This window comes from Salinibacterium sp. UTAS2018, from assembly GCF_004118935.1.
In the GTDB taxonomy this organism is placed as follows: Bacteria; Actinomycetota; Actinomycetes; order Actinomycetales; family Microbacteriaceae; genus Rhodoglobus.
Window position 1 is genome coordinate 2,099,717 of record NZ_CP035375.1, and the last position, 12,642, is coordinate 2,112,358.

Genomic DNA, 12,642 nt, shown 5'->3' on the forward strand with positions numbered 1-12,642 from the left:
CCTGACCGGTGTCGCCGGCACGTTGTGCTCCCTGACTACAGGAGCCCCATCCCCGAGGTCGCGCTCGCGAGGAGCTCCTCGAGTACCTCGGGGGCAGTGGTGTTTTCGCCGAGGCGATTGGGCTTGACTGTCGAGTGGTAGTCGCTGGAGCCGGTCATCCGCAGTCCTAAGTCGGTTGCGAGAGCGGTGAGTTCTGCGCGGGCAAGGGCGGTGTGCTCGCGGTGGTCAACTTCGAGACCAAAGAGTCCGGCATCCCGCAGCTCAGCGATCTCGGCGGCGGTAAGGCCATTGCCCCGCCCTCCGTCTCGCGGATGCGCGATGACCGTGACTCCGCCGGCTTTCTGTACGAGGTCAACAGCGGTGAGCGGGCTCATCCGTATCAAGGGGACAAGGTATTTGCTGCCGTCCGCGAGAATATTCGTGAAAGCGTCACGCGGAGTAGGGACCGCTCCTATCGCCACTAGCTCGGCCGCGATGTGCGGCTTGCCCAGCATCGTGCCGACACCGGCGCGCTCGGTAATCGACTCGAACGAGACAGCGAAATCCTGCTGGAGGCGCTCGATAATCGCCCGGACACGATCCTCCCGTTGCTGGGGAGCTTTCGCGAGTTCTGCGAGCAGCTCAGGCGCGTTCGGATCGAACAGGTACGCCAGCATGTGCACTGTGCCGCCCCGGGCATCCGTCGTAGAAAGCTCGGCACCACGAAGTAAGCGGATGCCCTGCTGCTGTGCGGCGACGGATGCTTCTGCCCAGCCCGCCGTCGTGTCGTGATCGGTGAGGCCGATGACCGACAGCCCAGCTTCGGCGCCCAAACGCATCAGCTCGGCAGGGGAGTCGAGACCATCGGAGACCGCCGAGTGCGTGTGGAGATCGATCATCATTCGGATGCTCCCTTTGTTGGGACCAAACTAGCGTCGGCAAGCGCCGCCCGAAACGCCCCGTTCGGGCGAGCGTTCGGCAGGGCCGCGCGCACCTCAGCCAACGCGGTGTCTATCGGTACCCCGAGGTGCCGCGCGGCATAGAGCGCAGCGACGGTGGGGGTGCGGCTGTGCGCCTGCACGCAGTGGAGCAGCACCGTGTGGCCTTCGGCGCGCAGGGCGGCCACGGCATCCGCTGCATCGGCGAGCACGAAGAGCAGGTTCGGGTTTTCGGAGGGCGTCGACTTGTCGATCAGGCGCACCTCGACACGGTGGCGGATGCGGGCAGGCACCTGCTTAGAGCCGATGCGGCAGAGTGACACCACGGCATCCACTTCGGGCGGAAGGATGTCGAGCGCGCCGACTGCCCCGAGCCAGACGCCAGCGTCGTGCGGATGCTGCACCAACGTCGACACGTCGCCTAACTCGGTGTAGTCGATGCGTTCGGGCACCGGCTCGCCCCGCACGGTCTTGCTGGAGAGACGCACGAGGTCGAGGCTCGTGAGGTTCGGCCAGCCGTGCACGATGCGCTGCCAGGCGGCGGGAATCGCGGAGAGTCCCCAGCGGGCACCCACGAGACCACCCGCGATCGCGGCAACGGTGTCGGCATCACGGCCACCCCGCACGGCACGCTCGAGGGTGTCGACGAGGCTCTCGCCGTTGACGATCGCCGACCACGCGGCCTGCAGCGCTTCCACAACCCAGCCGTTCTTGGTGAAGTCGCGGGGCTGCCGGGTCTCGGCGTCCGCGATGAACGCGGCCCAGCGGGTGGCGCGGTCGGGGGCGAGGGCCGAGAGCCCGACCCGAACATCCGCTTCGCCAGTGAGGATCGCGTGACGGATCGCGAGGCTCCAGAGCACGCAGGCGTCGCCGGCATCCTCATCGAAGTGGGTGAGGTCGCTGATCGCGCGGGCCGCCTCGGCGAGCCCTTGCGCGTCACCGAGGTAGGCGAGCGCGACCGGGGCGGTGCGCATGAGCGAGCCGTTGCCGCCGCTGCGACCGCGAGCATCGTGCACGCGGCGGGCGGATGCGCGGGCGGCGCTCGCGGTAGGTTCGATGCCGCGCAGCACTCCGCTGGTCTGCACCCCGACATCCGGAGCCGTCTTGGCCCAGTTGACCCAGGCCGCGACGATCTCGTCGAGCACAGCCTCGTCGCGCAGGTCGCGACCGGTGGCCGCGGCGCGCAGGATGGGCACGGCCATGGAGGTGTCGTCGGTCCATTCGCCGGGAGCCCAGCCGAAGCCGCCGCCACCCTTCATCTCAACCTCGCCCTCGAAAGGAGGCCCGAATTCGTAGCCGGCGCCGAGAGCATCGCCGCACGCCATCGCGAGCATCACGCCGGTGGCGCGATCAGTTTGGGCACTAGAAAGTTTCATGGGGTCTCCGTGGGGTCGGATGCTTCATCGTCAAGGGGTGAGTCGTTCGGCTGGGGTTCAGCGCGAGCGCTTCACTCGGGAGTCGCCTGCAGCAGCTGCCGGGCGTTGAAGTACTTGTTCGACAACCGCACCTGAAGGTCGTAGTCGAGCTTGCGAAAACGCCACTCGGCGAGGTTGTCATCAATGTCTGCGAGCTTCACCGCGAGAGCGACCGGATGCTGGCGGATGCGTTCGTAATAGTCGGCGTCGGCGACATCCTCTCGCCTAGTCAGCAGCACGACCGCCTCCACGATCTCGGGCAGCATGCCGGCCTTCAGCAGGTCAGTGGCGGTGATGTCGGTGTCTTCGATCACATCGTGCAGCCATGCGGCGCAGTGCTCGACCGGCTGGTTCAACCAATCGAAGCTCTCGGCCACGCGGGCAGGGTGATCGATGTAGTCGTAGCCGAGCTTGTCGGTCTGCCCGCGGTGGGCGATCGACGCAATGCCGACGGCGATGCCGTGCTGCACCATCGCATCCACTTCGGTCATGAGCATGTCGTCTTCTTCATCCATGGGGTCATCCTTTTCGTTGTTGGTGTCGGGTTCGGCGTCGGAGTTGCTGTCAGCAGCAGGGTCGTCGGCATCAGCTGCATCAGCGGCGTCGGCAGCGGCATCAGTAGCAGCAGCGTCAGCATCGGCGGTTTCGGTGACCGCGACATCCTGAATCTCGCGTTTCGGCGCGATGTCAGTGGCACCCGGCGCTACCTGCTCGATATCGCTTTCGCGGACGTTGCAGAAGTGGGTATCGTCGTCGTCTCGGTAGTAGAGGAACATGCTCTGCCCAATCTCCTGCCAGTGATCGACGATCCATTGAAAGTAGCGACGCCGGTCCTTAATGGTGATCGCCGTGAAGATGCCGACCGTGTGGAACCCTGTGTCGGTGGCCTGGGTGTAGTAGCGCTGCTCATCACCGTAGCGTCCACTCAGGAGCGGGGGTGCTTCCTCCTCGTTAGCGTCGGTGATGAACACGTCGAGGTTGAAGTGCGGGGGGATGGCTACAGCGACCCCGTCGTGGTGATCGATGAGGCGGATCTCGGTAACCGCGCGCCTTTGCTCTGAGTTCAAGCCGGGCCATTCCAGTGGGGCGTCCGCTTCGGTTCCCGTTGCGAGCGCTCGCCGCAGAATGGGGTGCTCGCTCATCTCGTGCAGCGGCACGTACGTGGGCAGCAGTGGTCGGGGCTTCATCAGCCAGTCATTGAAGTCGTCGTCGTAGAAGGGGCTCTCGCTCATGCGTTCTCCAATAGGGGGTGCGCGTCGTCAAACGCGGTGAGGTGGATGATGCTGGCTGTTGGTGCACTGGTGTGGGTGTGCATGTTGGTGTGCGCGTTCGTCTGTACGATTCCGGATGCCCGCAGTCGGCCCTGTTGCGACCGTACTGCGCGGGCGAGCCCCGCGTCTCCGCCGTCTTCGAGGGTCACGGCCTGCAGGTGACGGGTGAAGACGCGGGCATCGTGGGCGGTGGTGCGTCGCTGCGGGGCGAGCTGGGCGTCCAAGGCGGCGGCCGCGAGGATGCCCTGCCACCGGCTGCGCAGCCCGGCAGTGTTGCCGAAGAGTTCTGCTCCGATTACGCGGCCGCCGATGCCGATGATGACGCCGCGCTGGCCGTCGAGCGGGCGGGCTTCGAGTGGCGCGGAACGGTCGAGATGATCGAGCATCGACGAACTGGCCGTAGCGCCGAGGGTGTTCTCGAAGCGGCTGATGCGCTGCCACACTTCGGACTGCTGGCTACCGCCGCGCTCGCCGCTGCCGCCACTTGCGTCGCCGCGCCGCACGCTGAGCGCACTGCGGCGGCCGCTGGCCTCGTGGGCTGCTGAGGCGTCCGTTGAGCGTGCGCCCCAACGTCCGGCTTCGACGCAGAACACTTCGGCGACGCGCGCCTCGAAGGGTTCGAGCAGAAGGCTGCGGGCGAGCATCCGATCCTGCCATCCGCCTTTCAGGAGGTCGCCTTCGAGGGCGACGACGGGGCGGGTGGTGCTGTTGTGCAGCACGAGTTCGCCGACGACGGGGGAGCCTTCGCGTTCAGCGGTGCGGATGCTGCTGGCCTTCCAGTCGAGGCCGGTGACGCGGGGCGAGTCGACCCAGAGGGGGAAGATGCTGAGGGCACCGTGGTGGCTGCCGTGGCCGACGTGGAGCTGGGGGAGTGGTCTGTTCTGGTGGCGGTGAATCTCTCTGTTCATGATGCCTCCGATAGTTAGCGCACTGTTGCGCAAATTCAGAATATGACACCCCACTGACATTTAGCGCGAATCTGCGATAATCGTGCGTATGGAGATCTACCGCGACTCGCACGACCGGGCCCTGACCGACTACCCGCGCCCCTCCGTCGCCGTCGACACCGCGGTGCTCACGGTTCCGCCGCGCGGCGCGCTCAGCGTGCTGCTGGTGCGCGCTGGCGCTGGCGTCGGCGCTGGCACTGGCACTGGCACTGGCACCGGTGCTGGCACTGGTGCTGGCACCACCTGGCGCCTGCCGGGCACCTTCCTGCACGAGGGTGAGTTGCTGGCGGATGCCGTACTGCGCTCGCTCCGTACGAAGGCCGGAGTCTCGGGCTTGTCGCCCCGCCAACTCCACGTTTTCGATGACCCCGCCCGCGACAATCGCGGGTGGGTGCTCTCGGTCGCTCACCTCGATGTGGTGCCGTGGCCTAGCCTCACGATCGACGAGTCCCTCGCGAAGGTAGTGCCGGTGGCGGATGCTGGCGCCCTCCCGTATGGCCACAACGACATCCTCGACCAAGCGGTGGCCACTCTCCGCACACGCTACGCGTCAGCCCCCGACCCGGCCGGTCTGCTGGAGCACCCCTTCACCCTGCGCCAACTAAAGCACCTGCACGAAACCGTCGCCGGCGAACCCCTCATGCGCGACAGCTTCCGGCGCGCCATGGAGCCGCAGCTCGCCGCGACGGGCGAGCTCGCCGCCGGCACGGTGGGGAAGCCGGCGCGGTTATTCGAAATGTTTACGGAAGCCTGTAGTGCGACTGGTTATAGGTAACCCAAAGCAAGGCTGAGCTTAATCCAATCACTGGGATTCCGGGCAGACTGCATATCTTCGCCGAAGGCTGTGCGCGGCTAGGCATGAAATCGCGCAACAACGCATTCGCGGTGCCCCCTTTTCGTACCCTCGCGTTAGCCCTTGGGCGTGCAGTAGAGGGTTACTTCGAGGGCGGTCGCGCACAAGAGCGCTTTTCGCCCGAGCCGCCGAAGAAGGGTCAACTCACGAATAGGAAAAGCCTTTCGCGCAGTGCTCTTATTGCCGTGCCGAAGGTCGGGCGGCTAGCGGAGGAGGAAACGTCGGCTTCGGCTCGTCCTGCTCGGAAGTAGATGGGGTTGTTGTGGCGTGGGGTGCTCCGTTGGTGCTGCGTGATCGGATTTATTGACCCGTACGCCCAGTGGCGCGCAGGGGTTCGATGGCCCAACGTGCCGACGTTGAGAGAATTCGATCGCCGCCGGCACCAACTTCGATCGAACGACGCCTAAAATGGCGAAGCATGCGTTCTTGCGGGAACGGTTTAGTTTCGCGACGCGCATGATCAACGCAAAATCCTCGGAAGGCAAAATTGGCAGCTGTGTCGAAGTCAACTGATAGTGTCGCAATCTCCGGAGAGGGGGGGCTTGACGCCTTGGAAGCTTCCGCAGAAAAACTCAATGAGTCGATTGACTCTCAGGTGCGCAAGCAGGAAAAAATTCTCAGCGTGCTTGACTCATCGTTCAACGTGTTCGAAGATAGCTCCGCCGCCGATCTTGTCCACTCCTCGCCAAACAGCGGCGAACGTTTTCAACGCTGGTTCCGATATCGCGAAGGATTCTCTCCTGAATTGATTGATCGCGCGGTTAGACAACTCGACATCGAAACTGTCTCAATTCTCGATCCATTTTCTGGCGCTGGTTCGACCCTGGTGGCGGCGCACCAAGCAGGTATACCCTCGATAGGCTTTGAGGTAAACCCTATTGTGTCAATTGTGGCGAGAGCCAAGACGCACAACTACTCGACAGCGGACATCGAAAGTATACGACGCGTTCTTCGACAGGTGCAGATGGCCGCTCCCGGTCAGCCTATGGCCAAGCGGCCTGCTCTCGGTATCTTGGACAAAGTGTTCAGGACCGACGTTCTAAACGCTTTGTTGACTATACGTCAGATAATCGATGAAGTGCCGGCGGGCAATGTCAATGATTTCCTCATGACTGGCTGGTTGTCCACCCTCGAGGGCGTTTCCAATGTCTTCAAAGAGGGCAACGGCATCAAATATCGGAACAGAAAGCGCACCTCGAACGGCTACACGACGATTCCTTGGGAGCAAGTCCCGGGATTCGAAATCGAAGGGTGGGGCTTGGTTAAGTCTCGGCTAGCTTCGCAGTTTCACGCGATGCTTGAGGATGTGGAGCCGGACGTCCAGTTGGCGTCTCCGGTTGTGCATGAAGTGTCTTCAGTTACAGGAATTGATGGAGTGAAAGATCAGTCAATTTCACTCGCCATCTTCTCGCCGCCTTATTGCAACAACTTCAACTACATGAAGATATTTAAGGTCGAGCTTTGGATGTCGGGCCTTGTGGAAACTTACGCTGATGTTAGAGCGATAGGCGAGCGAGCTCTGCGCTCACACGTAGAGATGCCGATTGTGGTGCCAGAGGCACGTACTTTACCTAGCGAGCTATACGCGCTCGTTGAGCAAATCGACCCTACGAAGCTCTGGAACTCTAAGATCCCGAAAACCATATTCGCCTATTTTCTGGATATGCGCGAGTTGCTAGCGGGCGTCTACAGGACTCTGTCCGACGGCGGCGAGTGCCATATTGTGATCGGGAACTCTGCATACGGCGGTGTTGTCATTCCCACCGACGTGTTGCTCGCCAAGATTGCCGTCGAGCTCGGCTTTGGCGTGGATCGAGTGGCGGTAGCTAGGCACCTTACTACCAGCTCGCAGCAACGTAGAGCGATGGAGCCACTTGTAGGGTATCTCCGCGAGTCGATCGTTGTGCTAAAGAAGGAGAGAAATGCCTGACCAAATCGAAGCTTCCTCTAACAACGCTAATGGCGGTGCGGGTGACTTCTATTGGCATCAGGCTAGGGATAGTTCGTTGACGCCTCGCGCGATCCAAATGTTTCAGATAGCGGCGAGACACGACGGCGAAGACTTCGACGCTGCCAAGCATCTAATCGACGATGAGTACGCGACAATCACTGGAAATGTGTCCGAACGCCACGGAGGCAAGTTTCAAACCGCGATTCAAGCGTATCGAGAGACCGGGTGGATCGCGGTCCATGAAGGAAAAATCAGTGTCACGGCTGCGGGGCATCAGGCTTTAGCTTTGCTCGGTGACCTGCCTAGCTTCCTTGGAGCGGTACCGCCGTTTCTTTTGGAGCTGCTGGCTAGATTTCAACTCAATAATCCGGAGAGGCCCACGGGCCGAGGTGAAGGCACCACGACGCTACGGGACTCCAGCGATATTTTCCCATACTGGACGATATGGAAGATAATGCGCGAATGTGATGACCGAGTCACGATCAAGGAGCTGCAGAGGTTTGTGTTCCGGCTTCATCGCCAGGAGGACATTCAGGCAACGATTGAATCGATAAGGGAATTCCGTTCCAACGCGAACTCAGGTAAGACTGAGGCTGAGCTTGATTTGGTATTTCCTCCGCGGTTAACCGGTGCGAATGCCGAGCCTAAGTATTGGATGGGCCGAGCTGGAACACAGATCGGTCGCTTACCACCCCTTATAGAAAAGCCGGATAGCTCGACCTACCAATTCAACCGATATTACTTACCGATGATCGATGCGGTACTGGCGAACGAACCCGTCTTCCAGGAGGCGTTGTCGGCGGAGAGCTGGATGGCAGATTTTGGTCGCCCAGTAGATCTAGAGCCTGCTGCCGGCGATTCGAACGGCCGTAGCAAACCCACTGACGAAAGTGAGCAGATCGACGTCGGAATCGATGACGACGATGCCCTTGCGCTTGAAGTGGAACAACTGATTAAGGATGGTTCTCGGTCCTTCCTGCTTACGGGGCCGCCAGGTACTAGTAAGTCTTGGTACGCGCGACAGCTTGCCAGCAGAATCGTCAGTGGAAACGCTGCACAGATTCGGCTTGTGCAATTTCACGCATCGTATGGGTATGAGGACTTCATGGAGGGCTTCGTGCCCGAACTGGTTCCTGGGCAACAACTTCCAAGTTTTGTGAGGCAATGGAAGGTCTTCGCGGAAGTCTGCAGGCTAGCGGAAAACGGCGAGATGGCTGTCTTGGTAATCGATGAATTCAGCCGTGGAGATGCGGGTCGCATCTTTGGTGAGGCTCTTACATATATGGAACCAGATTACCGGGATAAGCCTTTTCGACTGTCGTCGGGCAGAACTCTATCAATACCCGCAAATCTCGTCATCATCGCCACGATGAATCCTAATGACCGCTCAGTTTCAGCGATTGATGTGGCTATGCAACGACGTTTCGAAGTTATACAGATGAAGCCGGATTCTAAAATTCTCAAGGATTTGCTCGCTATGAATGGAGTCAGTGATGAACTGGTCGATAGAGTTCTAGTTTTTTTCAATGTGTGCCAAGAGGTAATGCCGCACGGAGGCCTGGGCCATGCGTACTTTATGGCGGTGAGAGACGAGGATAGCCTTCAGCGGCTCTGGGATTACAAACTCTCACCCTTGTTCGAGCAAGAGCTGAAATACGTTCCAGAAGATCTGGAGCGGATATCTCTGGCGTTCAACACCATGATCGCCGGATGGTAATGACTCGTCCCATCGAGTATTTAGACGTCGTCGAGCGCGGCGAGATTGTTGTCGAAGACGAGAGACATGTAAGTGCGCTCTTAGCGCTTGGGCCAGAGTTTGAGGAAAGACAATATTTTGCGATTCGGGTTCGTCGAGGGAAGTTCTTCCTAACAGCGGGCAAATACGTCGGGATTATTCCGATTGGTCGCTATTTAGTCCTTCGAGTCTCAACCAAAGTTTCCACCACGCAGCTTATCCAGATTCTTACTCTGGCTGAACAGCCGCCGTTGCTCATCAGTTTGCTCGAACGCGCCTATGGGCAAGGCTCGGATCTCAGCATGTTGGAGTTACTAGTTCGTGCGTTTCACCGTGAGTTGGCGACGTTGTTCCGACTCGGACCGATTCGTGAGTACACGAGGACACTGGGCGAAGGCCAGACGGTGCGCGGGCGTGCACTTCCAGGAGAGACTATTTCCAAGTTTTGGCCCAAAGCAAGTTTTGATCGAGTTATGTTCGAATATTTCGACTTCAGCCCTCAAAATCATCTGAATCAAGCGCTGGAATATGCGTTATGGCTCTCGCAACGGGTGTATCCGAAGGTATCTTCAAACCCAGATGCTGGTGTGATGCAAGACCTATCTGATGCACACCAAGTCTTCGGATCGATTCAACCCGATCGCAGTCGGGCGTTCCTGCCATCGCTGAGGCGCCACCTGCAAGAGAAACCTTCGGACGAGCCATTCGTGTCGTTCCGTCCACTGCTTACACTTTCGCTCATGCTCTTGGATGAAATAGGGGTGAACTTGGAGAGTGACTCCGCTGCCGATGTTGACTTGGCGCCCATGGTCGTCGACATGGAAGAGGTGTTTCAAAACATGCTCTTTCACACGCTCGCAACCAGAGCGAAAATGTTTCAAGGATTTGAGTGTTGGGACACAGCTAAAAGTCACCAGAGGCCGCTGCTCAGTTCGCGCGATCGTAGCTTGCCCGATGGATTTAGATCAATAGCTTCGAATAGACCAGCGAAGCCAGATCTGACGTTCGCATTGAACGGAGTGCCGGTTATCGTGGGCGACGCCAAGTACAAATCGAGCCGCGACATTCACGACGTTTATCAAGCAGTGGCGCACGCCGGCGCCTATGGGGCGAGGGATATATTGCTTGTCTACCCCACCGAAGGAGCAGATAAAGTCATTGAATTTACGAGCCATGGTTATATTGGCGATGTAGGGGTGTTCGTCTGCAGGTTTCCGCTCGATTCGGTTGACCTAGAGTCCGAAGCAGACACGCTTATTTTAGCTATTCACGAGCTGGTTCCCAGCGCTGCGCGTGTGAACGGGTAGCTTCGAAATTACAAGGCCGGCTTCCGAAAAACTGCCACATCTTCAAACTGGCCGAGCAAGATAACGCGATCGGTTCCCAGAGACTTATTTACAGCGATTCGTTGCCAGTGTGAAGTACGCGGGGTAATCTTTCCTGAATTTTCATCGACTTTACAAAGAATCGCGACGATGTGCTGGTGGAGCTGGAACCCGGCATCTTTGCAAGCCTTGACAGTATCTCCATATACGTCTGTCAGTTCTCCGGTCTTGCGATCCCGCTGATCTTTCGTCACGACCGCTAGGTAGCCTCCTGGTCGCAGGGAAGCGAACGCGCGGGCGTAAATTTGGCTCATTGATGCTCTAAATGTGTCTCCCTTTTGGTGGCCAATGTTTGTGACGTTGGAGGAGTAGCCTTTCGAGCGGGTACCAGCAGCTGCCTGCTCAGTGGACTCATTCCAATTGGCAAACCTGCGGACTAGCGCTTGAGACGCTGATCCGCTGGCAATTTTTTTCTTTATCCGCTCGAGCTCGTTGCCTTGATTGTGAATTGCGTCGTGATAGGGAGGCGAAAACGTGACGAGGTCTACTTCTCGGATGCCAAAGTCATCCTGTGCATCGCCAACATTGAGTGACCACTGGCCGAGCGCTCCTTGCGACTTTGCCAAATCTAAATTGGCTTTCTGGATCGCATAATACTCATGTTCGATCTCCACCCCGACATAATTACGATTTAGCCAGATCGATTCGACGCCAGTCGTCCCGATGCCACTCATCAAGTCGACAACAGTGTTGCCTTCCCGCGAATATGTTTCAACGATCCGCCGCGCGAGTTCAGGAAGCATCTTTGCGGGGTGCCCGAATGTAGCAGGCTCGTACCTGCCGCGTCGTTGCGTAGGGCTGACTTGTTGGCCCACCATCCATACGTTCATGTCGGGGGACCCAACGGTTGCGCTCTTGGCGTCGTCTGTCTGGTCCCTAGCTGTTGCCGGAGCTGTATCGGCTGTAGCAGGCGAGCTGGTTGCATCGTGAGGCATAAAACCGAACATCCATCCACTGATTAGATCTGAACTTCTAGTCTAAAGAAGGATTATCAATAGCGGGGACGGCTGAGGAGGATTTGGGGAACGCGACCTGAGCTGCTTCCGTGTCTCCAGATGCTGATGATCAGCCAGGTGAGTATTCGCAGTCAAAATTCCTGTCCTGCTCGGCGACGCTAGTGGATCCGCGACAAACTTCTTCTAGCGAATGCGCTGTTTTTGTCGTTTCGTGATGTCCTGAGCCAATGAACACTGCTGTCGGCTGCAACAATCGATCTATGCAAGTGGTCTGTGAGGTTTAGATGGAACTTGACATTTACGGACCCCAGCGGCGGACTGACCCTAAACTATCGCGTCGCATACGCGCGCATCAGTCTTGGTACCGCGTCGAAGTGCTACGAGCACAGGAGTGGGGGGCGACGCCCCCTCCCAACGCTCGAGAAATGGGAAGCATCCTCAGCGCGAAATGGGCCGAAAAAGGGGTTAATTTCACCTCGCCGGAGGCGCTTGCGGCATATCGCGAACGCAGGCTGATCGGGTGGGGAGTCGAACCGTATCGTTGCGAGCATTACCTCACGTCTAGCCAAACGCTCACTCTCAACCTATTCGCTCCCTTAGGCAACGATCTTGGATGGTTGACGCGCGTGCTATCTGCGTTGGGTATGGAAGAAGTCGGCCGCGCGGAAAATCTGCAGATTGAGTACCAACCTGCACTGAGGAGCGCGGGGCATTTGGATAGAACAATAGCCGACGCTTTTGTTGGAACGTCGCACGGTGGCGTTGTCATTGAAACAAAGCTTGCCGACCAATTCAGTAAAAGAAAAGCATCCGAGGGTGCGCAGGGATTTTACGAACTAGCGAATTCGAAGATGCGGATTTGGCGCGGACGGCAGTCGAGTTTTGAAAAAGGAGCGCAGGACCAATTGTCTCGACTACATGCGCTCGGATCATTGATCTCTGACATTCCGGCCCACGTACTTTTCGTGCACCATCCTCTGGACACGAAGTCACCTCTGGGGGCGGAGCGTTATCGCGACGTGATGGAAGATCCCGAATTGCTTCACGTCATTGATTTGGGGCGTCTTATGGGTGTCCTTCGCGACACAGCTAGAAGCTCGCGACAGCGTTCTCAGGTGGATAGTTTGTATCTTCGTTACCTCGCTACCGGCCTGAGTGACGGGGTTTTTGAAGAAATGGAGGCGGTTCGTCTAAGTGGTTAACAGAACGCCC

10 protein-coding genes are annotated in these 12,642 nt (G+C 58.9%); 5 read left to right on the top strand and 5 right to left on the bottom strand.

The features are described from left to right. Positions 1 to 35: 35 nt before the first annotated feature. The 4 genes from ESZ53_RS10040 to ESZ53_RS10055 form a co-directional block, all read right to left on the bottom strand. Positions 36 to 881, bottom strand: a complete 846-nt coding sequence (locus ESZ53_RS10040) for a PHP domain-containing protein (protein WP_129072693.1) — start codon at positions 879 to 881, stop codon at positions 36 to 38. Beyond that, the gene (locus ESZ53_RS10045; protein ID WP_129072694.1) at positions 878 to 2,293 is read right to left on the bottom strand and encodes an ADP-ribosylglycohydrolase family protein; all 1,416 of its coding nucleotides are present in this window, start codon (positions 2,291 to 2,293) and stop codon (positions 878 to 880) included. The genes ESZ53_RS10040 and ESZ53_RS10045 overlap by 4 nt, the downstream gene beginning before the upstream one ends. A gap of 71 nt (positions 2,294 to 2,364) precedes the next feature. Further along, positions 2,365 to 3,564 carry a hypothetical protein gene (locus tag ESZ53_RS10050; RefSeq protein WP_129072695.1) on the bottom strand — a complete coding sequence of 400 codons (1,200 nt, stop codon included), beginning with the start codon at positions 3,562 to 3,564 and terminating at the stop codon, positions 2,365 to 2,367. Next, positions 3,561 to 4,511 carry an ARPP-1 family domain-containing protein gene (locus tag ESZ53_RS10055; protein WP_129072696.1) on the bottom strand — a complete coding sequence of 317 codons (951 nt, stop codon included), beginning with the start codon at positions 4,509 to 4,511 and terminating at the stop codon, positions 3,561 to 3,563. Before ESZ53_RS10055 ends, ESZ53_RS10050 begins: the two co-directional genes overlap by 4 nt. 88 nt (positions 4,512 to 4,599) lie before the next feature. Here ESZ53_RS10055 and ESZ53_RS10060 point away from each other — a divergent pair, with 88 nt between their 5' ends. The 4 genes from ESZ53_RS10060 (at position 4,600) to ESZ53_RS10075 (ending at position 10,396) form a co-directional block, all read left to right on the top strand. Further along, entirely contained in the window at positions 4,600 to 5,325 is a 726-nt protein-coding gene (locus ESZ53_RS10060; RefSeq protein WP_129072697.1) for an NUDIX hydrolase, read from the top strand. A gap of 574 nt (positions 5,326 to 5,899) precedes the next feature. Beyond that, on the top strand, positions 5,900 to 7,333 hold the full coding sequence (locus ESZ53_RS10065; RefSeq protein ID WP_168187222.1) for a DNA methyltransferase: 1,434 nt from the start codon (positions 5,900 to 5,902) through the stop codon (positions 7,331 to 7,333). Next, positions 7,326 to 9,071 (top strand): McrB family protein, encoded by a 1,746-nt coding sequence (locus ESZ53_RS10070; RefSeq protein ID WP_129072699.1) that lies wholly within the window; start codon positions 7,326 to 7,328, stop codon positions 9,069 to 9,071. The genes ESZ53_RS10065 and ESZ53_RS10070 overlap by 8 nt, the downstream gene beginning before the upstream one ends. Beyond that, positions 9,071 to 10,396, top strand: coding sequence for an McrC family protein (locus ESZ53_RS10075; RefSeq protein ID WP_168187223.1), 1,326 nt, complete (start codon positions 9,071 to 9,073; stop codon positions 10,394 to 10,396). The genes ESZ53_RS10070 and ESZ53_RS10075 overlap by 1 nt, the downstream gene beginning before the upstream one ends. Before the next feature lie 8 nt (positions 10,397 to 10,404). On the opposite strand, the gene ESZ53_RS10080 is transcribed toward ESZ53_RS10075, so the two are convergent. Further along, positions 10,405 to 11,421: a class I SAM-dependent methyltransferase gene (locus ESZ53_RS10080; RefSeq protein WP_129072701.1), complete on the bottom strand. Its 1,017-nt coding sequence runs from the start codon at positions 11,419 to 11,421 to the stop codon at positions 10,405 to 10,407. A gap of 293 nt (positions 11,422 to 11,714) precedes the next feature. Here ESZ53_RS10080 and ESZ53_RS10085 point away from each other — a divergent pair, with 293 nt between their 5' ends. Further along, a complete protein-coding gene (locus ESZ53_RS10085; protein WP_371683532.1) occupies positions 11,715 to 12,632 on the top strand; it encodes a hypothetical protein in 918 nt (305 codons plus the stop codon). Positions 12,633 to 12,642 lie beyond the last annotated feature (10 nt).